Raw genomic sequence first — 25,950 nt, 5'->3', positions numbered from 1 at the left:
TGTGTCGTCGGGCAGGAGGGCGCCTGCCGGCGGCGCCTCACCTTCAATAAACGTTCTTGCCGAAGAAGCCTTTGATGGCCGTCAGAAAAATGATCTTCAGGTCGAGCTTCAGCGACCAGTTTTCCAGATACCACAGATCGTACTGCACGCGCTTTTGCATCTTTTCGATCGTATCGGTTTCCCCCCGATACCCGCTCACCTGCGCCCATCCGGTGATTCCCGGCTTGACCTTGTGACGCTGCATATAGGATTCCACGAGCTCCTTGTAGTGCTCGTTGTGGGAAAGCGCATGAGGTCGGGGGCCGACGATCGACATCCGCCCCTGCAACACGTTATAGAACTGCGGCAGTTCATCCAGCGACGTTCTTCGCAGGAAGGCGCCAATCCGCGTGAATCGAGGGTCGTCACGTCGTGCTTGAAGAAAGCCCCGCGTATCGCCGTGCAAGCGCATCGAACGGAACTTGTAGACCTTGAAACGCTTGCCGTTGATCCCGGTCCGGTACTGCTTGAACAGAATCGGCCCCCGGGAGGAGCATTTGATCGCAATCGCGATGACCACGCAGAATGGCAGGATGCAGATCGTGATCAACCCGCCCAGCACCAGATCCTCGAGCCGTTTGGTGAACCGCGCCGGTCCGGTCATCGGGCTGACGCTCAGGTCGATGGCATAGAGACCGACCACCTCACTGACCTTGTGATTGAGTATCGGCAGATCCGAAAGCTCGGGGAAAAATCGTATCTCCACGGTCTGATGGCGCAGCGAGTGCATGATCGCCTTGATCGCGTTGCCCATGTTGAGCGGCATGCAGATCCAGACCTCCTGCGCTTTCGATGCTTCCACCCGCCGCGCGAGCGCGTCCAGTTCTCGGGCGCTGGGCGTTCTTGCCAGGCGTAGCACGCCGCAGACCGAAAAGCCCGCGCTCTGTTCGCGGCGCATATGGCGCGTCACGTTGAGCAACGTCTTCCCCGGCCCGATCATGAACACCCGGCACCGGTTGCGGCCCTTGAGTCGAAACCGGCCCATGGCCGTGCGCAGCACGATTCTGCCCAACGCGCTGATCGCGAACGACATCAGGAATGTGAGCACCAGCCACAGTCGCGAATAGCGCTCTGCCGCATGGATGAAATAGATGACCGTCGTCGATACGGCGGCCGCTATCAACCAGATGATCACCTGGTCGGCGAGAATTCGCCCCAGTCGCTTGACCCGCCAGTTGCCATACGCATCGATCAGCACGCCGACCAGAATGATGATGATCGCGATAACCTGAATCGCCCATTGATAACGTTCGTGAAGATCGAACGTGCCGAAGCGGTGGCCATACATCAACACCCCGGATACCGCCAAAGCGGCGATATCCATCAACGAGATGAACAGCAGTAATACGTTTCTTTGGCTCACGTCCGCGGGCACTCCTTACCCTTGACTGAAAACCCTAACCCGGGCGATAGGCGAGATACTCTCACGTCAGCGCACCCGACTCTCCAGCATTCCCTGCAATCGATGTCCAAACTCCTCGCGTCGCCGCTCGATAAGTTCCAATTTACTGTCGTCAGTGGCAGACGGCGTCTGCGCGAGCTGCGAAATCAGCGCCTGTGACTCGGTATAGAACGTCAGGCCGAAGCGTTCACGCATCGCTATCGCCGTGTCCAGTTGATGGTCGTTGCGATGCTCTCGGTAGCGCTTCAGGCGCGGGAAAACCAATACCGGCCGTGCCTGCTCCAACAGTGGCAGAAGGCTTCCCATGCCGGCGTGGCTGACTACCCAGCGCGCCTCGACCATCAGCTTCCGGTGGCGACCCACCTCCATGAATTCCTCGATAGCCAGGTTGGCCGGCACGTCCCTGTGCTCGAACCAGGCGGTGCCGCCTGGTCCGGCCTGATAGATGACCGGCTCTTCCGGTAACGAACGCGCGCCTTCCAGAGCGACTTCGGCCAGACGATCGAAAGGCAGCTGGCCACCCGCGGTCAAGAAAATCACAGTACGCTTCCCAGGTAGGAGACGCGCCGATGACCGGCGGCGACTTCCGGCCATTGCGTCAGTGTCTCGTGGCACAGCCACGTCGCTAGCCGTCCGGAGAGCGATAGCCGCCTGACATTGGCCACGCTATCGATCCAGACGGTGTAGCTGCCCCCGAGCCGGGCCACCGCCAGACACAGTAGCCCCGGTGCGGCACCCGTGCTGATCGCCGCATCGCAGCGTTCGTGGCGCAGTATCCGCTGGATATCGACGGCGCAACGCCCTGCTCGCCAGAGCGTGGTCTTGTTGAAATCCGTGATCACGTGATGGGGCTGATCCATCGATGCCGGCCGGGTCGTGACCCAGACGGTCGAGCCCAGCGAGAGATGCGCCGCAATCCGTTCGAGCTGCACCAGATGTCCGCCGAAGGAGGCAACCAGAAGCGCTCTCATGAGGTGCTCGCTGGCGTGGCTTCCGGTGCTGGATAGACATCCTGCAGAACATGCTCCATGTGCTTTAGTGCCCGGCGATACTGCTGGCGTTCGATCAGTCGTTCCAGCTCATGAAGCCCGGCAACCAGCAGGAAGTCACGATCGGTGACCTTCTGCGAAATTTTCCGGCGCTGTCTCAGCGCATTCATCATCTCACCGTCCCGGGCCTGGACGAGATAACGTGGCGTCGCGCCGGCACCAATCGGTTCCAGGCTCCATCGCCCCCAGCACAGCACACAGGGCGAATCCTGCTCGTCGAGCAGGATGTTGCGGTCGCTGACATCGGGGTTGTAGATATGCAGCGGCACCGCCTTCAACCGACGCTGCATCTCCTCGAGTCGGCGCTGGAAGGCTTCCACCAGCTCACGTTCCGCTGGCTCTTCGGCGGCCAGCAGCACCTTGTCCACCAGGGCACGATCGACGCGGGCCCACAGCGGCGGATGGGAGCGCAGATAACTATCGACGATCTCCTCCGGCGGTACGTAGCACCAGAGATCGAACAAGATTCTGCGCTGCATTTCACCCCGCCGCTCTCGCGGAACCGCTGCGCCTGGCGGACAGAGCAGGTGCAGCCAGAGAAACTCCTCGATCTGTCCTTTGTCGAGAAGACGCGGCGCGTGAACGGCCCCCAGATCGATCCGCTCCAGCAGGTAAGTCTCGTGATTGCCCTGAGAGCGCTGTCTGGGAAGATAGATCTTCTCGAGGATCGACTCGCGATCCGACGGCTCGCGAGTGGAAGCCTCACGAACCGATGACTCCTCAGCCAATGCGAACCAGGCCACATTGCTCTGGCCGCCATCCCACCAGCGAGACGATGCCACGGCATCGCGGCCTCCTCGTGCGCGGATCCATTCACGGCTGCGCGCGAGCCGGGCCGCGGGTGCGAAAAGCTCCCAGAAGCGCTGACCGCCGCGCGAGGTGTCACTCTGCAACTGGCGTTCATGGAAAAACAGCGCATCGACCCGCTGCCGCTGCTCGGCCAGACGAATCTGTCCGTTCACGAAATTGGTCAGCGACTGAAAGATGCGTCGACTCAGAATCAGACTGATGATGGCGATGAGCAGATTGAGCTCGCTCAAGCGGTAGAACTCGAAGACCAGAAACAGGAAGCCCAGGAGAAAACCCGACGAGCCCAGAATCCGCAATAGCCCCTTGCTGTTGGCGTTGAGCCAGCGCTCGACCCGATGCCGGTAGTCGGCGCTGCCAACCGATGCCAACCCCAGCGTCGCACCAGCCATGACCAAGACCACCAGCAGGAGGAAGGCGAACAGGGTAGGAAACAGATACAGCCCCACACCGAACCCCACCAGGGCCATGGCCCCCTCCGCCATCGCCTCGCAAAGCCGGCGGTACTGTTCGCGCACACCGGCATCCTGATCATTGAACAGCGTGATCTTGCGGGCGTTGTCCAATACGACCAGCGCGCCACGCTGGCTTTGCCGGTCGGCCAACCAATCCATGAACTGCGACACCGCAAAGAGCAGCACGGCACCGGCGCAGAGCAGCACGATCCAGAGCGAACGCGTCTCCATGGTGACGAAACCCTGGAAATAGCGGGGAATCCCGTTGCCACCCAGCAACAGGATCACCTTCAAAGGCAGCAGAAAGGCGACCACCTGAGCAAGCTGCGAGATCAGCAGCGTACCCGCCGTCATCGGCGCCGCAAACGGCGTATGCCGAATGAGCTGCCGCCAGACGCTGGCGAACCAACGCAAGTGCCGCCAGCTAGCGCGATAGAGATTCATGAGCCTCGCCGTTGTGCATCGAAATCGTCGTTACCTCTTCCCTCTCGCCCCAGAAACCACCAGGGTCGAACGCCGTCATGAGGATGATACAGGCGGAGGGACTGCCGGGGCGCAGGGATATCGCCGCTGACCGAAGCCGGATGATAAGCGTAAGCATGAGCGGCACGCAGCGGCTGAAAGCGGTCAGTGTCGAAAGTATCGATCTGACGCCACGGCCAGTCGCGTCCCTCGAAACTCAAAAGCCATTCGAACGCCTTCTCGAGACCGCGCCCCTGGGCGTCACGAAAGTGCCACAGATCCTGACCGTGGCGCTCGGCCAGCAGTGCCAGGTAGACCCAGCCCTGCAGGTTGAAGCAGCAGTAGTGCGCGGTCGTCGTGCGTTTCAGCTCCTCGGGCTGTGCACCGGCCTCGTCGAACTGCTCGAGAATACGCTCCCGACTGTCGCGTAACGTGGTGGAGACTAGCGCGTAGTCCTCCAGGTACGACGCGATCGCAGCGATCTGTAAATCATAGTAGGTACCGTGATTGTTGGCCGAACGCCGCTCGGCACGACCCTGCGAACTCGTCCGCAGCCACTCGAGATAGCTTCGCAACCACAGTCTGAACGCCTCGCGATCGGCGTCTGCCAGCGCCCCGGCTCTTTCGACCAGCCGGACGGCATCGAGCAGGAAGTAGATATCCTTCATTTCGATGATTCCGGACTTGCTGCCCCGATTGCGATCATGCCCCTGGCGCACCTGCGCGTACTTCAAGTGCGGATTCATGCGCGTAGTGGGATCGATAAACCACACCCGAATCAGGGTCGCAGCGTGTTGTGCATAGCGAGCCTCGCCGCTTCGGGCCCAGGCAATGGCGCAGGTCGTGACATCGTCGAACAGGCGCTGGAGCCGAGTGCGGTCGTACTGATCGCTTTCGGGCGCGTAAAGCACGGTGCCAGGCACCCTGACCCCGTCGCGCGGCATATAGGGCAGCCACTTGGGGAGGATCGGGCTGGGCCAGTAATAGGGCGCGGGATGCCAATAGTCGTGCGGATCCCCGCTAGGCGCCAACGTGCTCTTATCAACGACCGAGAACGGCCCGCGAGCGAGCGCGGCCGCGGCCTCCTCGAACAATTCCGCGTCCCCAGCCCGGTCTCCCGGCGCGAGCAGCGCATTGCCGTCGTAGAACAGTAGCGACCCGGTGCTGCGGTGACTTGCCATGAATCGTGCATCGAGACGATCCAGCAACCCCGTTACCGCCTCGACTCGGGCGACGCCCCGATCCACCAATCCTCGCGAGGGATCAACTTCCAGATGCGCCTTACCCGATTCCAGCCTGGCCACCCATCCCGCCTGAGCGAACTGCCCGGCCTCCGGCGCATAGGCCGGACAAGGCAGATCCCACGGTTCTATCTTCCAGCGATCCCAGCGTCCGGGCACGCCAAGCCGCCACAACAGTTCCACCTTCGGACGACGCCCGTAAGGATGGCGCTCATCGAAACGTTCGACCGCATCGCGGCGAAATACGAGCTGTGGTTCTTCCTCGGCGGGGGGGCGAAAGTCGGTTGCCAGCAGCTGCTGATTATCGGTGATCCGGGCCATCGGCACGACGTGATAGCGTTGCTGCGCCGATGCCTCGATGCCCGTCCGGATCGCCGTCCATGCCGCGGCCGTCACGAAACAATTGCCATCCCACGGCAGGACCCAATCGGCGAGCTGGCAGCCCTCGTCGAGGGCCACGTTGCGGGCACCGTTGTTATTCATGACGTAAAGGTTGCGGTGGCGATAGAGCCGCATCATCACTCGGCCCTTTTCTGCCTCGCTCAGCGCGTGGAAATCATCAGATCGGGTAAAGCCGGGAAACGACAACCCCTCGAAGTCCCACGGCGTAGACGCGTACGTCTGCTCGTCGAAGGGAATGTCGATGTAGGACTGACCGTTCGACTCGAGCAATTCCACGATCGCCGCGTGCTCATCGGGATTGACGATGCGGTTGACGATGAAACGCTTCTCGCATCCCTCGAGCGCCGGCTCGTTCTCCAGAATGAAACGCAGATTGTCGCGTGACTGCCCGCGCGCGTGTCGCGGCTCCAGATCGTTGCCGATGATCCGATACAGCACGAAGCGAAACGGCTTGGCACCGTCGCTCGCCAACACGCTTCCCTCAGCCGCAACCGGGGGCGCGCCTCGATCAGCGGGCGTCGGACGATTGCGCTTTTCGTAGAGCCGACGCGCCACCCGATAGCGCTTCTTGAGCCGCTCACTCAGCATCCTTGCCAGTTTTCTGTACATAGAGCCTCTTGAAGAAAAGCGGGCTAGTAAATCGCCCAGTCGTTAATCCTGAGGCTTCAGGGCAAACCATATATTCTTAGCCATGATAGTTCCCACTAACGGAAGCTACTGTTCTTCAAAGCCGCCTGGAGCGGATCAAGCAAAGTTTGGTCGAATTCGTCACGCTGACAGAATGGCCAGTTATCACTACCGTAAGACAGGAACCACTTGAGACTATCTGATAAAGACCGTCCATTCGATAGCTTCTGCTCAAGGTAATTGATACCGAAGACTTCCGCTATTGCGGCCAAATCCACACCCGTCCGTAATATTTTGGCTACACTAGATCGGGAATTACGAACACTTAACAACGTTGGCAATGTGCCATCTTCAGCAATAATAGAATCAAAGCTGGATAAAGACTCTATAACAACAGCACTGCCTTTGGAATATTCGCCAGTATCAGACAACAACCTCAACAATCTAAGATCGTCTTCTAGCAGCAAATCAGGAGCAAAATGCTGCGGCACTCTTCTTAGTTTATCATTCCAAAGGCGATTGATATAAGCAGCTAAGCTATGGTCAAATATTTCCTTTTCGATCGGGCTTAGAAGGCCGTTTTGCACCAGTATCGTGACGACCTGGAAGTACGCCAAAGCCTCAAGACCACCAACGGCCAAATGTGTTTTATGCAACTCAAGAGTTACATCCAGACTATTTTCGGGAATCAGGTCCGTACTCGGAGTACAGCAATAAAAATGTCTCCGATACAACTTCGCCGCCGACTTTAGATACTGAAAATCTTGCGTACTTGACCAAGCCAAACTCAGCACCAAAGAGTCCTGAAGAAAATCCTTACCTTCTATCAAAAATGATGCTTCATTTTTATCAACGTCGCTGACAATACGGCCTGCACGTTCAACGCAGTGATTGAGACTCAAGTCGCATTTTTCAGCATAGCGCTGGAGTTCGTCGACACCTTTCGTCTTAATAGTCGATATACCGGCATTTGGAACAAACGCTCCGTAATCCAACGATTGTAGGGCACTCAATATGGCCTCCTGACGAACCAGATATCGTGCTCTTGCGCTTTGACGTGTCCCTATCTCCAGACTTCCCATACCGGAATAGAGCCTGGCGACCCAGCCGGCGACACCGAACTGACCGGCCTCCGGCCCCAGTTCCCGGCGTGGCTGCTCCCAGGCGTCGTCCTTCCAGCGGTCCCATTTGCCCGGGATGCCCAGACGCCAGAACAGCTCGACCTTGGGCCGACGCCCGTAGCAGAACGCTTCGTTGAAACGCTCATCGGCGTCATTGCGGAAGATGAGCTGGGGTTCTTCGACGGCTTCGGGTTCGAAGTGGTCATCGACGAGCCGCTGATTGTCCAACACACGCGTCATGGGTACGGCGTAATAGGCGAGCCAGGGCCTTTCGCGCACGTCCTCGACGATACGGTTCCACGCACGCGGCGTCAGAAAGCAGTTGCCGTCCCATGGCAGCACCCACTTGGCCTCGCCGAGTCCCGCTTCCAGCGCCCGGTTGCGCGCGCCGTTATTGTTCATGACGTAGTTGTTCTTGAACCGGTACAGCGCAGTCAGCAGTCGCTGGCGCTGCTCAGGCCCGAGCTTGGCGAATTCGGCACTGGCCAGATAGCCCGGCGAAGGCAGACAATCGAAATCGAGCGGAATCCGGCGGTACTCTTCGGCCGAAAACGGAATGTGAATCCACTCCTGATGATGCGCTTCCAGCAGCGTCAGAATGGCGGATTCTTCCGCCGGATCGGCAATACGATTGACAACCCAGCGCTTCTTGCAGCCCTCGAGAGGCTGCTCGTTTTCCAGAATGAATCTGAGGTTGTCGCGTGACTGCCCCTTGCGATGGCGGGGATAAAGATCGTTGCCGATGATACGGTAGAGAACGAAATCGTCCGGTTCTGTCGCCAGCGCGCTCGCTCTGTATTGTTTCTTCAACGTCTCAGGGAAGCGCGGCTTGATGTCCATCATCGCGATGGCATCGAATCGCCGCTCGAATCGCCGGGCGGCGTCAGCCAGTTCGTCTTCCAGTTTCGTCAACGACTGGTGCTGTTCGTCGAGTTCCTCGGCCAGGGCTTTATTCGACCTTTGCGCTAAGCCGGACGCTTTCGATGCCTTCAAGGCCTGGATCTGGCTTTCCAGCTGAGCGATCCGGCCGGAATTTTCGGCCTCGATCGAATCCCATAGCACGTCTTGAGCGGACGGCGTCTTTGGACTCTGACTCATGATGTTCTCACTTCCCTGTCGGTTCCATCGACGGCGACTTCGCGTCGATCCAGCTCCGGGTAGCGCAGCGCGAAAATATCGAGCGCCGCGGGCGATTCGAGCTTATATCGATGGACGAATTTGCTTTTGCTGTTGGCGCGACCGTCATTCTCATGGCGATAGTTCGACCACTGGTTCTCGCCATGATTGACGAGATACAGCGCCATGTTGTCGACCCAGGAGGCCAGCGGCCTGCCCTTGATCTGGGCGAGAGCGGCAAACTGCTCATGCATCCGCTGGCGCTCGAAATAGCTCTCGTCTTCGCCGTCTCGATTGAAGTCATCGGATTCGAAAAAGAGCACCGCGCTCGAACCGCACTGATGCCAGAACGGCACGGTTTCTTCACTACAGCGGGCGACGGCGCGCTTCTCATAGTCGAAGATATAGCCGTTCTCGATTAGGTAGCCGCGGCGGTTGTCGTCGCTCGTCACGGCCAACACCAGCGAAGGATCGAGCAGATCGTCGGCATCGAGCTGCATGTAATAGAAACCACCCCTTGCCTGCGCTTTCAGCGCCTCACCAATGGCATTGCGCTTACGGCGCTTGTCGTTGCCGAACGTGCCGTCGGCACGAATCGGAGGCTCGAAGTCGACCAGGACATACTCGACGTTCAGGCCGAAAGTGCGAATCTCGGGCCGTTCGTGAGCGGCAATCCAGACGCGAAAATCACGTGAGCGCTGACGCGCGAGGTTTTCGAGCGTGCGTTCGAGATTCTGACAGGTCAGCGCCCAATTCTGGGAGCAGGCCTTGGCCCGCAGGCAGATACCGAAATGAAACGATGACGTTTCGGCCCGCCCGATCTCCGCCGAGCGAACATCAGATGGCGAGTGGAGATGAGCCACGCTGGTCGATTCCAGCGCCCAGCCGGCACGATGGCCCGCAACGCTCGTATCGGTCATCACACTCACAAGAGTTTCGTCCCCCAAGCGTCGCGGCAATACCGGCAGCATCATGCCGCTCCAGGCGAAATCCGGCTCCTGACTTCCCGCGGCGCCGGCGACACTTCGGCGAAGCAGTGACAGGTGCAAGCCGTCGTGGCTGGACTGGGCGAGATCCAGCAGCAGATCTCGTTCCGCCACCGCCGGCAGCGCGCAATCCCATGGCCAGATCATCAGCCATTCAAACGCTCGATCGGCATGAGCATCGAGAAAACCCAGCAGCTTGGCATCGGGAACGAACCGCCCCGCGGTGCTGTCATAGCGATGCGCCGCGTCATCCGCGACGTGATGGGTGCCACAACGCGCGGCGCTGTCACCGGCATCGATCCAGCGCACGCCATGTTGCTCCAGACAGGCGATAAACGCCGGGCGCAACGTGCGGTCCTCGAACCGGCCCATGACCCAATCCCGAGCGATTCGGGTCTCGCCGGGTTCGTTGTCGAGCAGATGATGCAGGCACTCGAGGGCCCCCGCGCCAGTTAGCCCGCCGAGCGTGCTCTGGTCCAGGACGCGATAGAGAACGGCCACCGACTGGGATGCAGCGGGCTCCTCTTGCTCCCCGCGAAACATGCGTTCGACACCCCGTACTGACTGGGCGCCAATGGCCGGGCTCTCCGAACGAGAAACGGACTCCCGAACTGAAGTGTCACCCGCTGACTCTCCTGTCCGGGTCAGCGCTTTTTTCCCGAATCACCTCCGGTCAGCTTGCGCAGGACGGCGGTCATGCGCCAGGAACGGCTTTTCAGAATCTTGTCGCTGCGTTCCTTGAAATAATCGGCACGCAGTTTCTGTCGATCCGCGCTCTCCTGCAGACGTGCCACCTTGCGCTGCTGGCCTCGTAACTCCTGCTTGAGCTTCTTGATCTCTTCGCGCTGCTTCGCGTCATCGACTGCACTCGCTTTGGGGCGCTCCCGGAACGCCTTGAGCAGCTTCTCGAGCTCTTTTTCGTTGCTCTTTAGCAGCTCGCCGAACCGCTTTTCTTTCTCTTTGAATTGCTGGCGATCGGCATCCTGGGCCAGCTTGAGCTTCTGATAATCGCCTTGCTGCTGTTTGAGCTCTCGTTCGAGCCGGTCATTTTCGGTCGAAAACGTGCTCTTTGCCGTCTCGGCTTCAGCCAGCCGCGTATCGAACTGACGTTTGGCGTCTCGAAATCTCGTTTCGAGCTGGGCCAGTTTCTCTTTCTGATCCTTGACCTGCTGCTGGAGCTCGCGCTGCCTCTCACCATCGCGGGCCTGTTCCTCCTGGCGATGAATGACGTCCTGAAGCTCCTTGATACGCGCTTCTCTCGCCTTGACGAGCTCTTTCTCCAATCGCTCCAGACGAGCGCTGGCTTGCTTGTTCTCTTCCATGATTTGTTCCGCTTCCTTTCCCTGCTTTTGCGTCAGCGTCTTCAATTTTTTCTCGCTGCTTGCCAGCTCTCGCTCGAGCTCTGCAATGCGCACCGTTTTCCGTTTCGTCTGTCGATCTCGAACCTCGAGCATCCGCCGACGCGCATCCGCCAGCCGATTGACCATGGCCAGTTGCAGAACCAGGTCTCCGGTTTCGCCGAGTCGCGACACGACCTGATCCTGCTGATCCGAGGATCTTGCCTCGCCCAGCAAACCTTGACTGGCCTCATGACTCTCTTTGACCTCGGCCTGCTGGATGAACCACTCATGCGCGCGCTGGAAGCTTCGTCCGTCGCCGTCGGTCTGACTCCAGATCGGCACGCCCGTTGCATCGCCGTACCGGGACAATTGAGACATCGCCGCCAGCGTGAAGGCGACGTAATCCATCGGGTTGGCGCGATCGAGCTCGGCCGGCAACGAACCGTCGAGGTCGACCTGATCTTCCCGCCGCGTGACAGCCACCTCGGTCGCGATGTATTGCACGAGCGTATCGTCACCCACGAACCAGGCGTAAGCGAGACACTGCAGATCGTACCAAAGCGCGACATTGTTACTCGCCTTGCCAGCGGCCAGCCCCTTGTCGCTGGTCCGAAACCACGCGAGCAGTTCACGGAACCACTCTCTCAGCGCTGCCGAGAGCGATGCCGGCAAGGCGTCGGCGCCTTCCAGCAGCAGGATCGATTCGGTGACGTAGATCAGGTGCCGCGCTTCGATCAGGCCGCTCGGCTGTAAGGCAGATCGACCTGGGATGATCTGAGCGAACTGGAAATGCGCAGACTGACGCGACTCGGGGGTGACGAACCAGGCTTCGAGCTGTGCGACGGCGCGCTCACGATACGCGGCGTCTCCCGTGAACCAGGTCGCAAGAGAGAGCACCTGGAGCGACTCCGCCAGAAATACCATTCGGCTGGCATCGAAATGATCGGCGTAACAGGCGGGGTTGACCTCGCCATCGCGGCGTACATAAGGCGCCCCGTCATCTGATGCCGGATCGGGCCACCAGTACTTGGCCAGACTGCGATAGTCGTTAGAGGACTCGCCGTTGGGGGCCTCGCCGATGGAGGACTCGCCGCCCGCCACCGGACCCTTGTCGGTCACACGCACGACTGGCTGCTCGAGAATGGCGTCGGCGCGCGCCTGCAGACTCCGGACGATCTCCAGTGCCTCGGCGTCGCCTTGACGATAAAGCGCCGCCAGCTCCGCAAGCTGACGGCCGTCGAGCAGGACGGTCGGCGGCATGCGATCGTCGGACACGGGAGCGGCAAGCCGCCTGCGCCATTGGTAGCCGGCCGAAAGGCCGCTACAGAGGCTGAGAAAAAGGGCCTTTTCGATCGCCAGCATGGCTCTGTTCCTTCCTTGGCAAGTCTTGGATGGGCCTCGATGAGAGATCACTGGTCGATTCAGCGTCTCTCAGCCGGCCCTCCTTTAAGAATTCTGTAAATCTCCGGCATCTCTGCCATCCAGAGCCGGCACTGTATCACCCCGGCGATTAGGCGGTAGCGCCTGGGCTGATCGCGTCGGCACCATAGCCGCTTCAATGGTAACAACGGCGGCGCGAGCGCATAGGCGATTCTGGCCCAACGTTTCCAGCCTCGACTGCGGGTGATCTGCCCCCCTCTTACCCGAAACGTTTTACGCAGAACTTCATTGAACCCGGATCGTGCGGGGTGATGAACGCGGGCGAGCGGCTGATATTTCAGCGCGTAACCACGACGTCGCGCCTTGAGACAGAAAAGCCGATCGCCGCCGGAAAAGGCAGCAGCATCAAAAGCGCCGACATGGCGAAAGACGTCGGCCGCAACCGCAAGATTGGCGGTTGCGCCAAACCCTCGCTCCGAATACTCCCGTTGAGGAATGCCCTTGACCAGATCATAGATTTCCACCCAGCCCGGATGCGGATCGCTGGGGACCATGACGACGTCCCCGCTGATCAATCCCGGATCTTCTCCGCAATCATCGATAGCCGCCAACAGCTGCTCCAGCCAGTCGTTTTCCGGCTGGCAATCCGCATCGGTGAAGACGAACCAGTGCGTTTCGTCGATCCAGCGATCCACGGCCAGATTGCGGGCAGCGTAGGAACCGGGGGTGCGGCATTCGAGCACCTCGACATTACCCTTCACGAAGCCACTGGCATCGAAGTCCTGTTCGTTGTTGACCAGCACGATCCGGAAGCGATCAACGGGCAGCGTCTGACCACGCAGACATTCGAGTAGCTTTTCCACCATCTGCCATTGACGATAGACAGGGACCACTATCGTCAGCATCTTCTTGTAAACCACCTGCTTGCGAAACGTTGCATTGGGCTCTCTCGAAACCTTGCCAAGGCAGCCAGACGATACCGTCTTTCCTTCGTTACCCTCGTCGGCCGCATCACTACTGCCATGCGGTTCCTGGAGCCAATATTCGTCTTCGGAGGAAGTCACGGGACGCGCAGACCATGCCGCGCGAGGCCTCTGAATAATGTCACAGCGAGTATCGGCGCGCGTAACAAGCAGCTAACATGGTGCCACATCCCAAGCTCGTCGCACACCGCAGCCGCCCTATCCGTTTCCCGGAACACCCCATGCTCGTACCGTCACTGCCCATTGCCTGGCACGCCAACAAAACGACGCGCTGGTGCCATGCCATCGGCCTGATTTCGCTCTTCTGCTATCTATCGACCTGGGTCCTGGCCTTCGATTTCTCGCGCAGTTTCGAACCGCTGCTGATGTTGACCTACGTCGTCGCCCTGGCGAGCCAGCCAAGGCGCGGTAGCGCTTTTCTCGACCCGTTATGGGTGTTGCTGGGCTTATGGCTACTCGTTCAGCTGGTCACGTTGCCTCCAGCGATGGCGCTGTTTCCCGACTATGCCGGCGGCCAGATAGACGATATGCGGGGGTTGACGAAAGTCTTCATGATTCTCCCCATCGCCTGGATTCTGGCCGGGCGAACCTCGCTGACGCTTGCGGCACTGGCCGTGCTGATCGTGGGTATGGTGGTCGGATCGCTGGTCCGCGGGGAGCCACCCCACGAACTGATGCAGCTCATGGCGGCAGGCGAGCGCCCCACGCTGGGATTCAAGAATTGGCAGCACGCCGGCGTCTGTGCCGGCGTCATCATGATCGCCCAGGCCTGCTTCGCGCGGCGCTTCTTTCGCGCCACCGCGAACTCGCACGGATGGCGCCAAGGCCTGGCGCGGTCTGCTTTTTTGTTGATCGCGATCTGGGCTGTCGCCGCCTGGACTTTCAGCATGACGCGGGCGGCCTGGCTGGGGATCCTGGTGGTCGTCGGCGTGGCGCTGCTGGGCGCGCTTCTGGCCTGGCGCCGCGGGCTGACCGACCAGGGCAATCTGAACCGCTACCTGATCGTCGCGATCCTATGCGGCATCCTGATCACGCTCGCCGTGGCCATGGCTTTCGGCGACCGTATCGTTCAGCGGCTGAGCGCCGAGCACGAAGTGATCGGTGCGGTCCTGCGCGGCGATCTCAGTGCCGTTCCGAGCAGCAGTATCGGTTTCCGCATCCATGCCTGGCACTACGCGTTTCAGCTATTTCAGGAAAAGCCCTGGTTCGGCTGGGGGCCCAAGAGCCACATTCCTCTGCTGCTGGAAAGCACCAATCCCGTTGAGGATACGACGCTGGGCGCGGTGGTCGAGCGAAGCGGCCTGCGCCACTTCCACAGCAGCTACGTCACGCTGCTCATCGCTAACGGCGCGGTGGGCGCACTTCTCTACGTGACGACCATCGCGGCGGTCGGAACCGCCGCCTGGACGAGCTGGAAACGTCGTCTGATGCCGACCGATATCGCCATTTTTCTCGCGCTGTTCTTCCTGTTCTGGGCGGTGGTCAACGCCTTCGAGAGCTATGTTTCCTACTCCACCGGTATCTATCTCGTCGGCGCAATCGGCGCGATCGCCTACACCTACCGAATGCGTGAGCGCCTGAGCCGTTTAGAGCGTTCTAGCGTCGCGTCTCGGTTGTCGTCTCCCCCATGAGCGATACTCGCCTCTTCCGCTCGCTGCGAATCTACAACTACCGGGTCTGGACGGCCGGCGCGCTGGTTTCCAACATCGGCACCTGGATGCAGCGCGTCGCCCAGGATTGGCTGGTGCTCACGGTACTCACCGATCACAACGCCAGCGCCGTGGGCATCACCATGGCACTGCAGTTCGGCCCGCAGCTGTTGCTGTTGCCCTTCACCGGCTACGCGGCGGACCGCTTCGACCGCCGTCGGCTGATCATGTTGACCCAGGCACTGCTGGGCCTGCTGGCGCTGGGTCTCGGTCTGGTCACCATCACCGGCGCAGTGACGCTGTGGCAGGTCTATGCGTTCGCCCTCGGCCTCGGCTGCGTCACCGCCTTCGACGGCCCGGCTCGCCAGGTATTCGTCAATGACCTGGTTGGCGAGCGCTATCTCGCCAACGCCGTCGCGCTCAACTCGACCTCGTTCAACAGCGCCCGCATGATCGGCCCGGCAGTGGCCGGTATTCTGATCGCCGCCATCGGCACCGGCTGGGTGTTTCTGATCAACGCCGGCTCGTTCGCCGCGGTGCTTGGCTCGCTGTTCCTGCTGCGCACCGGCGAGCTCTACACCTCACTGAAGCCCGGTCGCCGCGCTGGCGGCCTGCTGGAAGGTTTCCGCTACGTGTGGCGCCGCCCCGATCTGAAGGCGATGATGGTCATGCTGTTTCTGATCGGCACCTTCGGCTTCAATTTTCCGATCTACATCTCGACGATGTCGGTCTCCATCTTCCACGGCGGCGCCGACCAGTACGGCGTGCTCACCTCGGCCCTGGCGATCGGTTCGGTGGGCGGCTCGCTGATGGCCGCCCGTCGCGAACAGCCGAAAATGCGGCTACTGGCCGTCTCGACTCTCGCTTTCGGCGTCTTTTGCGCCTTCGCGGGGGCGGCGCCCAACGTGGTCGTTTTCGCCGCCATGCTGACGCTGACCGGCTTCACCGCGCTGACCTTCAATACGGCGTCCAACGCCTTGATGCAGCTGACGACCGACCCTGCCATGCGCGGACGGGTCATGGCTTTGCGGATGGCAGTAATCATGGGCGGCACGCCGCTCGGCGCCCCGATCGTCGGCTGGCTGGCCGACCACGCCGGACCGCGCTGGGCGATGATGGTGGCTGCCGCTTCCGGCTTGATCGCAGCGGCGGTCGCCGCACGGTTGATCCTGCAGCAACGGCGTCGCCAGTCTTCAGTGGATTGACCGCGAACCCCGCGGCGAATCTTCTCCAAACCCCAACCCGTCACTCAGGACTCCGTCATGGCGCCTTCATCCCCGAGCGCGACGAATACGCTTTCGGCTTCACCCTCGAACGAGCACGCTCAGCCTCCATCGGTACCGCGCCGCCTGATCATCCTGCTGGCGATCAGCGCCGGGCTCAGCGTGGCGTCGCTCTACTACGTGCAGCCGCTGCTCGGCATTCTCGCCACGGATATCGATATCGACGCGCGCACGGCAGGCCTGATTCCGACGTTGACGCAGCTCGGCTACGCGCTGGGTATTCTGTTGCTGATTCCGTTGGGTGATCGCGTCGATCGCCGCCGGCTGATCGTGTTCAAGGCCGCGCTGCTGGCCTTGGCGCTGCTGGCAACCGCGCTGGCGCCGTCGATCGCGACGCTGCTGGTGGCTAGCCTGGCCGTGGGCCTCACCGCCACCATCGCCCAGGACATCGTGCCCGCCGCCGCCATGCTGGCTGCCGACCGCGAGCGCGGCAAGGTCGTCGGCACCGTCATGACCGGCCTGCTGCTAGGTATTCTATTGTCGCGTGTCGTCAGCGGCGTGGTGGCCGAGGCGTTGGGCTGGCGCGCCATGTTCTTCATCGCCACGGGGTTGATCGTGCTGATCGGCGTGGCGCTGTGGCGTGGCCTGCCGCGTTTCGAGTCGACCTCGAGTCTCAGCTATCGCGCGCTGCTGGCGACGCTCTATCACCTCTGGCGTGATCAGCCGGAGCTACGTCGCGCTGCCACCGCGCAGGCGCTGCTCTCGGTCGCCTTCAGTGCCTTCTGGTCGACACTCTCGATCCATCTGCTCGACGCCTATCAACTAGGTAGCGCGGTCTCCGGGGCGTTCGGGCTGGCCGGCGCCGCCGGAGCACTGGCTGCCCCGCTCGCCGGTCGCATGGCCGATCGCCGCGGCCCGCATCAGGTCACGCGGATCGGCAGCGCGATCGTGGTGGTCTCGTTTCTGGCAATGGCCGCCGAACCCTGGCTGTCGGCACCATGGGCTTTGGGACTGATCGTAATCGGCGCGCTGGGCTTCGATTTCGGCATCCAGGCCACGCTCGTCTCCCACCAGACGTTGATCTACGGGCTCGACCCCGCCGCTCGCAGCCGGCTCAACGCGGTCATGTTCACGCTAGTCTTCATCGGCATGGCGGTAGGGTCCGCGCTAGGCAGCTACCTGCTCGGTGCGTGGGGCTGGCCGGGCGTGATCGCGCTGGCCACGGTATCGGCACTGGGCGCCCTGATGATTCGCCTGTTCGCTAGAACGCCGACGCCCGCTTCTAGCTAAGCGCTAAGCACAGATGATAGAACGCCGCCGATTGTCGGCGGCGTTCCATCATTTGCATCAAAGTGACGGGCCTAGGCGCGTCGTCCTGCCAACCATCAGCTCTCTATACCCAAATACGACAACCCTCAAAGTTGGGCCTCGATCGCCAGCTTGTCGATTATCGACCAAACCTCTGCAATTTTTCCGTTGTTGAAGGCGTAGAAGACATTCTCGGTAAAAAGCACCTTCTTGCCGTTCACTTGCAGGCCGAGGAAGTTTCCTCTGGGCGTACAGTGAAAGCGAAGCCGGCTGGCGACGCTTTGCGCGTCAACAATCAGCAGCTGAATCTCGAAGTGAAGGTCGGGGATTTCCGAGAAGTCCCTTTCCAGCATTTCACGGTAACCCGAGAGCCCGATTGGGCGGCCATTGTGATGTACGTCATCATCGACGAATACGCCTAGATTCGGCCAATCCTGTCCATTGAGACACGCGATATAGCGTCGGTAGAGAGTGGAAAGCTCTTCTTCGGTCATGCCGTTATTCCGTAGTCGAGAAAGCGAGGATCGTGATACTTGAGAGCCTGGCGCGCGCGGCCTCCGCGCTCCAGCAGGAAGAAGCGAATTTTTCCGATATTCTCTGCGATGCCCCGTCGTTGACGATCATACCGGTATCTGTCGAGCATGAGGGTTCGGCGATCTCGAACGTCTGGAGTGCAATGAGGTCGTGCGAAACGCCGCCGGTCGTGACCGGCGGCGTGGTCTCACTCAGGGGCAGGAGATTCCTTGCCGGGCACCAGGCCCATCTTCTCCAGCGTCAAGGTTTCATCGGCGCGCCCCCAGCCACCATCGGCGACCTCCTCCACCAACACCATGGTGTAGGGGCGAACCGCTTCACCGAAATACTCGACGAACATTGCTGTCGTGCGATGAATGATCTCTTCCTTACGCGCGTGATCGAGAAGACCCACCGGAAGTTTATAGTTAGCAAATGGCATCAGGATTCTCCATTGAATGGCGTCAAACCATGCCGCCGTTGACGCGCAGGATCTGACCATTGATCCAGCGGCCCTGCGGCCCGGCCAGAAACGAGACAACGTCGGCGATTTCTTCCGGCTGGCCCAAACGTTCGAACGGTGACAGGTTGGCGATCGACTGGACCTGTTCTTCGCTCTTGCCTTCGAAGAACAGCTCAGTGCCCACCGGCCCGGGCGCCACGGCGTTGACGGCGATCTCGCGACCCCGCAGCTCGTTGGCCAGAACTTTTACCAGGCCTTCGACGCCTGCCTTGCTGGCGATATAGGCGCCGTAGCCGGGGAACGACTTGCCCAGCACCGAGGAGGAGAACGCGATGATGCGTCCGCCCTCTTGCAGCACCTCGGCGGCCTTCGCCATCACCAGCCAGCTGCCACGAAGGTTGGTCGCCAGCGTCCTGTCGAGAATCTCGACGTTGTCGGCGGTCATCGTTGCCATCTGCATCATGCCGGCATTGTTGACCACCACGTCGAGCCGCCCGAATGTCGCCAGCGTCTGCTCGAACAACTGCGTGACGGCGCTCGTCTCGGCGATATCGGCCTGGACCGCCAAAGCGCGGCCACCCTCGATTTCGATATCGGCAACGACCTGCTCGGCGAGCGTCTTGTTGCCGGCGTAATTGACCACCACGGCGAACCCATCGGCGGCCAGCTGCAGCGCGATAGCACGGCCGATGCCCCGAGAGGCGCCGGTGACCAGGGCGACTTTTTGTACGGTATTCGTCATCAATCGACTCCTATTGCTTTCCGGTAGACAGTGATTTCAGGAACATACCTGGCAACAGCGCTTTGCGGGCGAACAGGCCAAGCGAACCAAAGCCAGTATTGGTGTTTCTTTGAAATGAATAAATCGACTAATCTGCCAACACTATTCAGCACAGGCCAATAATATCGATGGACAGATTCGAGGCGATGACGCTCTTCGTGCGCATCGTGGAAAGCGGCAGTTTCACTCGAGCGGCCAACGCGCTGGATATTCCCCGTGCCACGGCGACGCTGGCGATTCAGCAACTGGAAGCCCGGCTCGGTGTGAGGTTGCTGGAACGCACCACGCGTCAGGTCCGCCCGACACCCGAAGGCGAGGCCTTCCACGAACGCTGCGTGCATCTTCTGGCGGAACTCGAGGATGCCGAGGCCATTCTGCAGCCGGTCGCGGACAGCCCGAGGGGGGTATTGCGTGTGGAGCTGCATGGCACGCACGCCAGCCGAATCGTGCTGCCGCGGCTAGACGCCTTCCACGCGCGCTATCCCGCACTCGAGCTGGTCATCACCACGGGCGATCGACGTGTCGATCTGGTCGGGGAAGGGATCGACTGCGCGCTGCGCAGCGGCGAACCCGAGGATTCCAGCCTGATCGCCAGGCGCCTGGCGACGCTGGAGCAGGTCATCTGCGCGAGCCCGGCCTACCTGGCACGGATGGGCACGCCGAGCACGCCCGAAGCGCTCCGCAACCATCACGGCATTCACTTCGTCTCCGGGTTCAAGGCCCCGGACAGGACCCTCGACGTGATCGTCGACGGCGAGACACGTGCCTTCACCACCGGCGGCTGGCTGACCGTCAACGATGCGGAGAGCTACGCGGTGAGCGCCGTGGAAGGCTTCGGGCTGATCCAGTTACCCCGCTTCAGCCTGGCGTCTCATCTTGCCAGCGGCGCGCTGGTGGAAATTCTGCCCGAGTGGCAAAAGCCGACCCTGCCGCTTTACGCGGTCTACCCGCAGCGGCGCCAGCTCTCGCCCAGAGTTCGCGTCTTTCTGGAGTGGGTGACGACGCTCTACGCTGACTGTTTCGGCGACAGCCGCCACGCGACTTCGACGAATCGCGTCACGCCGGCCTCACGAAAGTTGAGCGACGATTGAAGCACGTCTTTTCTCGACAGCTCGTCGAGCATGTAGCGAGAGGCATAATGCCGTTCGATTTCGGCGGGTAGCACCGGGAACGGCGGGCCATCCTTTTCGGCGGGGTCGTATTCGAAGGTGATCAACAACTGCGGCGCGGCATCGCTCAGCCCCAGTATCTGCTCGGCGTAGGCGGGGCGCATGGCGGGCGGCAACGCCACCAGTGCGGCGCGATCATAAACTAGATCGATCGGGCCTATTTCCACCGGTCTCAGATCCTGCGCCGTCAATTGGAAGATATCGCCCTGAAACACAGTCAGACCGGCATGCTGCCAGCGCCGGCCACCGGCCCACTCATCAATCACGGGTTCGACCTTCAATTCCTCGAACAGCTGGGCGACCGCGATCTCGCTCAGTTCGGCGCCGACCACGCGATAGCCTTGATCGAGCAACCAGCCAATATCCAGCGTCTTGCCGCAGAGCGGAAGAAAGATCCGGGCACCAGCCGGCAGTCCGAAACTCGCCAGGTTGCGCTTGAGAATCGGATGAACGAAGACGAGATGAAAGCCGAGCTGATCGCTTTCCCACCGCGCCTGCCAGAAATCGTGCTGCATATCGCCGCCTCCCTCGTCGATCGAATCTGGAGCTTAACCGCTTTTGTTCGAGCCGGCTGCTCGCCCAGGCATGAGCTTTTCAGGCCCCGCTCTTACCGGGACCCTGCCCCCTCCCATGACGTTGCCGAGTTGCCAAGGGCCGCTGAGCAGAAAAATATCAGCCATGGCAGTGACATATAAACATCTAGATAAAAAACTCAAATCCTAATTAAAGCTTGCCACCCGCCGGGCCGATGACTAGCCGCGAATCCAGCGGTCGCTGGGTGCGGAATCGTCTGGGTATCAGCGGGCTGAAAGAGTCCATCTGACATCGACCAGGAAGACGGCTCTGCCATTACCGTGACGCCAATCTTTGGCCGATACCCGAGGACTACCCCATCAAACGCTCGACACTGACTCGCTCGCTACTCTTCACGGGGGCCGCACTGACGGCCGTGACACTCAGCGGCTGCGCGACGACCCGCGGCCCCGGGCTGGGAACGGCGCTGGACGCCTCCACCACCGCCTACGCCCTGGATCACGGATATACAGAGGCTAACCCGATACTCTCGCCCATCGGCGATCCGTACCTGTCAGCGCTGGCGGTCATTGGGGTGAAGCAAGGCATCAAGTATTCGCTGCATGAATATGCCGGCGTCGATGAGGCATGCGCCCATTACGGCGTGGAAACGGCCGCCATGGGGGCGGGCGGCTGGAACCTGGCCGTGCTGGCGGGCGCCGCGACGGGGCCCGGTCTGATCGCGGGACTGCTGCTCGGGGCCGGGTACTGGCTGTGGGCCGACGGCGAGGAAGCCTGCCGTTGATCTCAGCTCTGGACGGACCGTCAGACGTTCACGCCGCAGTCTCTCCTTCATCGCCGGTGGCGTGCCCGCGGGCGATATCCCGGTGGCTGATCACGACCACATCTCTGGGCCACCATTCCGGATGCTCGTCGCGAATGAAGGCGAGCAGCTTCTCCCTGACACTGACTTCGGCGGCCCAACCCGAAAGCGGATCGACCGTCATCAGATAGCAGGTCACGGTCTGCGCCGGACCGGTCTGGTCGGTCACGCAGCAGAGCAGCTTGTGATGCTCGATGACGTTGTCTTCCGCCTTGGCGTACTCGAGAAACTTGTCCCGCAGAATCGAGATATCAGCGCTCAGGTGTAGCGTCAGCGCCAGACTCCGGTACTCCTTGGTGCTCTTGGATGAGAGATTCTCGAACGCTTTCGACGCGAAATAGGTGACCGGCACGATCAGCCGTCGCTCGTTCCAGAGTCGCAGCCGAATATGGGTGTAGAAGATTCCCTCGACGTAACACCACTGGCCTTCGAACATCACCAGATCGCCGACCCGGATCGGTTTCGCCAAGGACAGCTGGAACGACGACAGAATATTGCCGAGCACGGCCTGACCCGCCACACCCACCAGCACCGCGAGTACGCTGGCCGAAGCCAGAATCGACAGCCCCATCGTCTCGAAGAGCTGAATCTGCCCCAACACGTAGAGCGTGACCGCCGTCACCAGAATCAGAATGATGATCCGCCGCACCGCGTAAAGCGTGGTCAGCAGCTTGCGATCGTCCTGGGGCTTGGAATCGTCGATCTGGCCGGCAAGACGTCGGGTCATCTTCAGCATCATGGTATCGACCAGACGCAACCCGACGGCCCCAGTACCCCAGGCCAGAATCGCGATCAGCACGACTCGCAGCGTAATGGTGGCCGCCGCCGAAAAGGAGACGACGTAATCGAGCAGCGCCTGCGTCAGCAGCGACATCACGATGAGCGCCACAGGCCCGCGAATCTGCTTGGCGAAGATGCTCGGCGAGCCGGAAGGCAACCAGCGCGTCACGACTTCGATCAACCGGTAGACGCCCTTGCCGATCAGCGCGATGCCCAGCAGTACCAGCGGGATGGCGATCCACTCCCAGATACGGAGCAACCCGAAGGAGTGCTTGAGGCTTTCGGGGATATGGCGCTCGAACGCCCGCGGGCCATACTCTTCATAGAGCGGCGGGATCGCTGCCACGCTTTCGGGCTTGATCAGCCAGACCGGCTCCTCGTTCCCGACCTGATAGCGACCCAGCCGGATGTCGTAGGTGTCGCCATCTGCCTCGAGAGACGCCAGCTCGATATCCCGGCGCGGCTCGCCGGCATGAGGGCTCTCTCCGGTAGGATCCTCGATGGCAGCATCCTGACGCCCCGACAGACGGGAAATCCGGATCGACTTGCCCCGCTGAAATATCTCGGAGAGCTGCTGCGCCAGTTCGGCACCCCGTCCGCGCTGCTCCGCCGGCGTCAGATCGGCCAGATTGAGGAGATGTGCCGCCGCCTCGAAGTCGCCCTTGTCAGTCAGGTCGCGAAAGCTGCGCATCGCTTCCCGGGGCGTTCTGAGAGAAACGGATCCCGACGTCTGGCTCAGCCCGGCATTGAGCGAATCGACCCGGTACCACTGTTGGCCGCCCTCGTCCTGCGCAAGACACAGACCGGAAACCAGCAACATCGATACGGCCACCAACCATTGCCGCCATGAGCCCATTGTTTTCATCCGCGCGTCACCGATCTCTTGAATCGTCCATTTATATCCGTCGGATCATCCCGCCTTCGTCGGGGCGCGTCCATCACGTGGGTCAATCCCGCGTGCGGGATCGTCCCAACGATCAATCGCGCCCCTGGCGCCGGCAGCGCTCGGAACAGTAGACGACGTTCTCCCAGTCGCGCGCCCACTTCTTGCGCCATGCGAAAGATCGCTGGCAAACGGGACAAACCTTGGTCGGCAGATTGGGTTTTTGATGGGGCATAACGCTTCGCATATCGGTTGATCGGTAGCGATCCTGTGTCGCATTATCGTGACCGCAGGATTTTGCACTGATGCCCGCTTGCCCGCCAGTCGACTACACTGCAGTCGGGCACTCTGATATTCGCGCTGCGGATCCCCTGCTCGAGCGACGTCTGCGACCGACCGCAAAAGGAATTTGCCATGATAGCCACTGCCGAACGACCCGTCCGAACCGGGCCGAATCCACTCCATGGAATGTTGCTTGCCGGCGCCTTTCCCCTATTCCTGGGGGCCGCCCTGAGCGACTACATGTACTCGACGAGCTTCGAAATACTCTGGAGCACCTTTTCCTCCTGGCTGATTGCCGGCGGGCTGGTGTTCTGTGGTTTTGCGATGATCTGCGCACTGATCGGGATCTTTCGACCCGCCGGTAGTCGCGGCCTTTCCGTACTCTACTTCGTGTTGTTGCTGGTGACCTGGGTTCTCGGCTTCATCAATGCGCTGGTCCACGCCAGGGACGCCTGGGCGATGATGCCGACCGGGTTGGTCCTGTCGGTCGTCGTCGCGGTGCTTTCCCTTATCGCCATCTGGATTGGATTCACCAGCCGCAAGACCGGAGGTCATTCATGAGACACACCAACCGATCTGCCCGCATGCGTTACGCCGCACCGCTTTCGATCCTGCTGCTGGCCGGCGGCGCCAACGCCGCTGAAGGGGACCCACAGTACGGCGCCAATCCGGATCTGCCCGACCCGCAGCGGGGGCTTCTGCCCAACATGGGCGTGCCCGAAAAGGCGCCCTGGGATGACAAGCTGCCGACGGTGCCGGATGGCTACAGCATCAAGGCCATCGCCACCGACCTCAAGATTCCGCGCCAGACGCTGGTGCTGCCGAACGGCGATATTCTGGTCGCCGAGGGTAGTGGCGGTCACGCGCCTAAAACGAAGCCGAAGGATTTCATCGCCGGCGTGATCAAGGCCAAGGGCAAGAGTTCGGTCAAGGGCGGCGATCGCTTGACGCTGCTGCGCGACAGCGATGGGGACGGCACCTACGAGGAGCAGACGGTCTTCGCCGAAGGCCTCGACGCGCCCTACGGTCTCGCCTTGGTCGATGACGAACTCTACGTCGCCAACCAGGGCTCGCTCGTCCGGTTCGATTACCAGGAAGGTCAGACCGAGGCCAGCGGCGACCCCGAAGTCGTGACCCCGCTTCCCGAGAAGATCAACCACCACTGGACCAAGTCGCTGGCGGCAAGTCCGGATGGCCAGACGCTCTACGTGGGTATCGGCTCCAACAGCAATATCACCGAGCGCGGCATGGAAGCGGAAGTCGACCGCGCCGAAATCTGGGAGATCGACGCCGAGACCGGCGCGCATCGCGCCTACGCCACCGGCGTGCGTAACCCCACGGCGCTGGCAATGCAGCCGGACACGGATCGACTCTGGGCCGTTGCCAACGAGCGCGACGAGCTAGGCCCTGAGCTGGTCCCCGACTATCTCACGTCGATTCAGGAAGGCGGTTTCTACGGCTGGCCCTACAGCTACTGGGGGCAGCACGTCGACCCGCGTGTGAAGCCGCAAGATCCGGACAAAGTGAAATCGGCCATCGCGCCCGATTACAGCTTGAGCTCGCACGTTGCCCCGCTCGGGCTCGCCTTCTCGACCGAAGCCGTCGGCGGTGAATTCACTGACGGCGCGTTCGTCGGCGAGCACGGCAGTTGGAACCGGGCGGATCCGAGGGGCTATAAGGTAGTGTTCGTACCGTTCCAGAACGGCGAACCTGCCGGTGACCCCATCGACTTCGTCTCCGGCTTCCTCACCGATGATGGCCGCACCCGTGGCCGCCCGGTCGGCGTGACCGTGGCGCCGGATGGCTCGGTGATCATCGCCGACGATCTGACCAACGCGGTGTGGCGCGTCACGCGGGACGGTGCCGGCTCGTCGCAGGGCCAAGGCACAACCGCCGGGACCTCCACCACGGCGACGGATAGCGCAGCGTCCTCTGACAGTGAATCCACAGGGGACAACGATGACGCGACTGAAGAAGCGTCTATGCAGCCCAATGAAGATGCGACCGGGGGAGAATCCGAGATGCCGAAGGAAGGATACTCCGGCGCCAACGAGGGTTCCGATTCCAACTGAACCTGTCGTCATTTCATGATG

At 61.2% G+C, this 25,950-nt stretch carries 22 protein-coding genes; 7 read left to right on the top strand and 15 right to left on the bottom strand.

Annotation, left to right across the window (positions count from 1 at the left end; genetic code table 11):
• Positions 1-43: 43 nt before the first annotated feature.
• The 9 genes from DOM58_RS09275 to DOM58_RS09235 all read right to left on the bottom strand — a co-directional run bounded on the left by DOM58_RS09275 (position 44) and on the right by DOM58_RS09235 (position 13,332).
• On the bottom strand, positions 44-1,402 hold the full coding sequence (locus DOM58_RS09275) for an undecaprenyl-phosphate glucose phosphotransferase (protein ID WP_245392208.1): 1,359 nt from the start codon (positions 1,400-1,402) through the stop codon (positions 44-46).
• A 66-nt stretch (positions 1,403-1,468) separates the two neighbouring features.
• Positions 1,469-1,981: a glycosyltransferase gene (locus DOM58_RS09270; RefSeq protein ID WP_157957522.1), complete on the bottom strand. Its 513-nt coding sequence runs from the start codon at positions 1,979-1,981 to the stop codon at positions 1,469-1,471.
• Positions 1,978-2,412, bottom strand: coding sequence for a glycosyltransferase family protein (locus DOM58_RS09265; protein ID WP_110692602.1), 435 nt, complete (start codon positions 2,410-2,412; stop codon positions 1,978-1,980). The genes DOM58_RS09270 and DOM58_RS09265 overlap by 4 nt, the downstream gene beginning before the upstream one ends.
• Entirely contained in the window at positions 2,409-4,196 is a 1,788-nt protein-coding gene (locus tag DOM58_RS09260; protein ID WP_110692601.1) for a hypothetical protein, read from the bottom strand. The genes DOM58_RS09265 and DOM58_RS09260 overlap by 4 nt, the downstream gene beginning before the upstream one ends.
• Positions 4,193-6,466: an alginate lyase family protein gene (locus DOM58_RS09255; RefSeq protein WP_223162152.1), complete on the bottom strand. Its 2,274-nt coding sequence runs from the start codon at positions 6,464-6,466 to the stop codon at positions 4,193-4,195. Before DOM58_RS09255 ends, DOM58_RS09260 begins: the two co-directional genes overlap by 4 nt.
• A gap of 95 nt (positions 6,467-6,561) precedes the next feature.
• A complete protein-coding gene (locus tag DOM58_RS09250; protein WP_110692599.1) occupies positions 6,562-8,703 on the bottom strand; it encodes a hypothetical protein in 2,142 nt (713 codons plus the stop codon).
• Entirely contained in the window at positions 8,700-10,250 is a 1,551-nt protein-coding gene (locus DOM58_RS09245; protein WP_110692598.1) for a hypothetical protein, read from the bottom strand. Before DOM58_RS09245 ends, DOM58_RS09250 begins: the two co-directional genes overlap by 4 nt.
• Positions 10,251-10,351: 101 nt before the next feature.
• Positions 10,352-12,409 (bottom strand): alginate lyase family protein, encoded by a 2,058-nt coding sequence (locus tag DOM58_RS09240; protein WP_110692597.1) that lies wholly within the window; start codon positions 12,407-12,409, stop codon positions 10,352-10,354.
• Between the two features lie 59 nt (positions 12,410-12,468).
• On the bottom strand, positions 12,469-13,332 hold the full coding sequence (locus tag DOM58_RS09235) for a glycosyltransferase family 2 protein (protein ID WP_110692596.1): 864 nt from the start codon (positions 13,330-13,332) through the stop codon (positions 12,469-12,471).
• A gap of 299 nt (positions 13,333-13,631) precedes the next feature.
• On the opposite strand from DOM58_RS09235, the gene DOM58_RS09230 reads away from it, so the two are divergent.
• From DOM58_RS09230 to DOM58_RS09220, 3 genes are read left to right on the top strand one after another with little or no spacing between them, the layout of a single operon-like run.
• The gene (locus DOM58_RS09230) at positions 13,632-15,041 is read left to right on the top strand and encodes an O-antigen ligase family protein (protein ID WP_157957519.1); all 1,410 of its coding nucleotides are present in this window, start codon (positions 13,632-13,634) and stop codon (positions 15,039-15,041) included.
• The gene (locus DOM58_RS09225) at positions 15,038-16,264 is read left to right on the top strand and encodes an MFS transporter (protein WP_110692594.1); all 1,227 of its coding nucleotides are present in this window, start codon (positions 15,038-15,040) and stop codon (positions 16,262-16,264) included. The genes DOM58_RS09230 and DOM58_RS09225 overlap by 4 nt, the downstream gene beginning before the upstream one ends.
• A gap of 57 nt (positions 16,265-16,321) precedes the next feature.
• Positions 16,322-17,572, top strand: coding sequence for an MFS transporter (locus DOM58_RS09220; protein ID WP_110692593.1), 1,251 nt, complete (start codon positions 16,322-16,324; stop codon positions 17,570-17,572).
• Between the two features lie 125 nt (positions 17,573-17,697).
• Here DOM58_RS09220 and DOM58_RS09215 read toward each other — a convergent pair whose 3' ends face one another.
• The 3 genes from DOM58_RS09215 to DOM58_RS09205 form a co-directional block, all read right to left on the bottom strand.
• Positions 17,698-18,084: an ester cyclase gene (locus DOM58_RS09215; RefSeq protein ID WP_110692592.1), complete on the bottom strand. Its 387-nt coding sequence runs from the start codon at positions 18,082-18,084 to the stop codon at positions 17,698-17,700.
• Between the two features lie 227 nt (positions 18,085-18,311).
• On the bottom strand, positions 18,312-18,545 hold the full coding sequence (locus tag DOM58_RS09210; protein WP_110692591.1) for a tautomerase family protein: 234 nt from the start codon (positions 18,543-18,545) through the stop codon (positions 18,312-18,314).
• A 22-nt stretch (positions 18,546-18,567) separates the two neighbouring features.
• Positions 18,568-19,308, bottom strand: a complete 741-nt coding sequence (locus tag DOM58_RS09205) for an SDR family oxidoreductase (protein ID WP_110692590.1) — start codon at positions 19,306-19,308, stop codon at positions 18,568-18,570.
• Positions 19,309-19,475: 167 nt separating this feature from the next.
• Between DOM58_RS09205 and DOM58_RS09200 the strand changes: the two genes are divergently transcribed.
• Positions 19,476-20,438 carry a LysR family transcriptional regulator gene (locus DOM58_RS09200; RefSeq protein WP_110692589.1) on the top strand — a complete coding sequence of 321 codons (963 nt, stop codon included), beginning with the start codon at positions 19,476-19,478 and terminating at the stop codon, positions 20,436-20,438.
• Here DOM58_RS09200 and tmpT read toward each other — a convergent pair.
• Positions 20,354-21,031 (bottom strand): thiopurine S-methyltransferase, encoded by a 678-nt coding sequence (tmpT, locus tag DOM58_RS09195; RefSeq protein WP_110692588.1) that lies wholly within the window; start codon positions 21,029-21,031, stop codon positions 20,354-20,356. The genes DOM58_RS09200 and tmpT overlap by 85 nt on opposite strands.
• A gap of 434 nt (positions 21,032-21,465) precedes the next feature.
• On the opposite strand from tmpT, the gene DOM58_RS09190 reads away from it, so the two are divergent.
• Entirely contained in the window at positions 21,466-21,834 is a 369-nt protein-coding gene (locus DOM58_RS09190; RefSeq protein WP_075562478.1) for a hypothetical protein, read from the top strand.
• A 28-nt stretch (positions 21,835-21,862) separates the two neighbouring features.
• On the opposite strand, the gene DOM58_RS09185 is transcribed toward DOM58_RS09190, so the two are convergent.
• Together DOM58_RS09185 and DOM58_RS09180 are read right to left on the bottom strand one after the other, a co-directional pair.
• Positions 21,863-23,557: a mechanosensitive ion channel family protein gene (locus DOM58_RS09185; protein ID WP_110692587.1), complete on the bottom strand. Its 1,695-nt coding sequence runs from the start codon at positions 23,555-23,557 to the stop codon at positions 21,863-21,865.
• A 112-nt stretch (positions 23,558-23,669) separates the two neighbouring features.
• Positions 23,670-23,810: a DUF2256 domain-containing protein gene (locus DOM58_RS09180; RefSeq protein ID WP_110692586.1), complete on the bottom strand. Its 141-nt coding sequence runs from the start codon at positions 23,808-23,810 to the stop codon at positions 23,670-23,672.
• Positions 23,811-23,989: 179 nt separating this feature from the next.
• Between DOM58_RS09180 and DOM58_RS09175 the strand changes: the two genes are divergently transcribed.
• A complete protein-coding gene (locus DOM58_RS09175; protein WP_110692585.1) occupies positions 23,990-24,418 on the top strand; it encodes a DUF2231 domain-containing protein in 429 nt (142 codons plus the stop codon).
• Complete coding sequence (locus DOM58_RS09170; protein WP_110692584.1) at positions 24,415-25,929, top strand: PQQ-dependent sugar dehydrogenase; 1,515 nt, start codon at positions 24,415-24,417, stop codon at positions 25,927-25,929. Before DOM58_RS09175 ends, DOM58_RS09170 begins: the two co-directional genes overlap by 4 nt.
• The last annotated feature ends 21 nt before the right edge of the window (positions 25,930-25,950 follow it).

This window comes from Salinicola halophyticus, assembly GCF_003206695.1.
GTDB classification, from domain to species: Bacteria; Pseudomonadota; Gammaproteobacteria; order Pseudomonadales; family Halomonadaceae; genus Salinicola; species Salinicola halophyticus.
This window is presented reverse-complemented; position numbering and strand designations above follow the sequence as displayed.

Coding starts and splice junctions, on each gene's coding strand:
- DOM58_RS09265 (WP_110692602.1), bottom strand. CDS start 2,412: ATGAGAGCGCTTCTGGTTGCCTCCTTCGGCGGACATCTGGTGCAGCTC.
- DOM58_RS09260 (WP_110692601.1), bottom strand. CDS start 4,196: ATGAATCTCTATCGCGCTAGCTGGCGGCACTTGCGTTGGTTCGCCAGC.
- DOM58_RS09255 (WP_223162152.1), bottom strand. CDS start 6,466: ATGTACAGAAAACTGGCAAGGATGCTGAGTGAGCGGCTCAAGAAGCGC.
- DOM58_RS09250 (WP_110692599.1), bottom strand. CDS start 8,703: ATGAGTCAGAGTCCAAAGACGCCGTCCGCTCAAGACGTGCTATGGGAT.
- DOM58_RS09245 (WP_110692598.1), bottom strand. CDS start 10,250: ATGTTTCGCGGGGAGCAAGAGGAGCCCGCTGCATCCCAGTCGGTGGCC.
- DOM58_RS09240 (WP_110692597.1), bottom strand. CDS start 12,409: ATGCTGGCGATCGAAAAGGCCCTTTTTCTCAGCCTCTGTAGCGGCCTT.
- DOM58_RS09235 (WP_110692596.1), bottom strand. CDS start 13,332: ATGCTGACGATAGTGGTCCCTGTCTATCGTCAATGGCAGATGGTGGAA.
- DOM58_RS09230 (WP_157957519.1), top strand. CDS start 13,632: ATGCTCGTACCGTCACTGCCCATTGCCTGGCACGCCAACAAAACGACG.
- DOM58_RS09225 (WP_110692594.1), top strand. CDS start 15,038: ATGAGCGATACTCGCCTCTTCCGCTCGCTGCGAATCTACAACTACCGG.
- DOM58_RS09220 (WP_110692593.1), top strand. CDS start 16,322: ATGGCGCCTTCATCCCCGAGCGCGACGAATACGCTTTCGGCTTCACCC.
- DOM58_RS09215 (WP_110692592.1), bottom strand. CDS start 18,084: ATGACCGAAGAAGAGCTTTCCACTCTCTACCGACGCTATATCGCGTGT.
- DOM58_RS09210 (WP_110692591.1), bottom strand. CDS start 18,545: ATGCCATTTGCTAACTATAAACTTCCGGTGGGTCTTCTCGATCACGCG.
- DOM58_RS09205 (WP_110692590.1), bottom strand. CDS start 19,308: ATGACGAATACCGTACAAAAAGTCGCCCTGGTCACCGGCGCCTCTCGG.
- DOM58_RS09200 (WP_110692589.1), top strand. CDS start 19,476: ATGGACAGATTCGAGGCGATGACGCTCTTCGTGCGCATCGTGGAAAGC.
- tmpT (WP_110692588.1), bottom strand. CDS start 21,031: ATGCAGCACGATTTCTGGCAGGCGCGGTGGGAAAGCGATCAGCTCGGC.
- DOM58_RS09185 (WP_110692587.1), bottom strand. CDS start 23,557: ATGAAAACAATGGGCTCATGGCGGCAATGGTTGGTGGCCGTATCGATG.
- DOM58_RS09180 (WP_110692586.1), bottom strand. CDS start 23,810: ATGCCCCATCAAAAACCCAATCTGCCGACCAAGGTTTGTCCCGTTTGC.
- DOM58_RS09175 (WP_110692585.1), top strand. CDS start 23,990: ATGATAGCCACTGCCGAACGACCCGTCCGAACCGGGCCGAATCCACTC.
- DOM58_RS09170 (WP_110692584.1), top strand. CDS start 24,415: ATGAGACACACCAACCGATCTGCCCGCATGCGTTACGCCGCACCGCTT.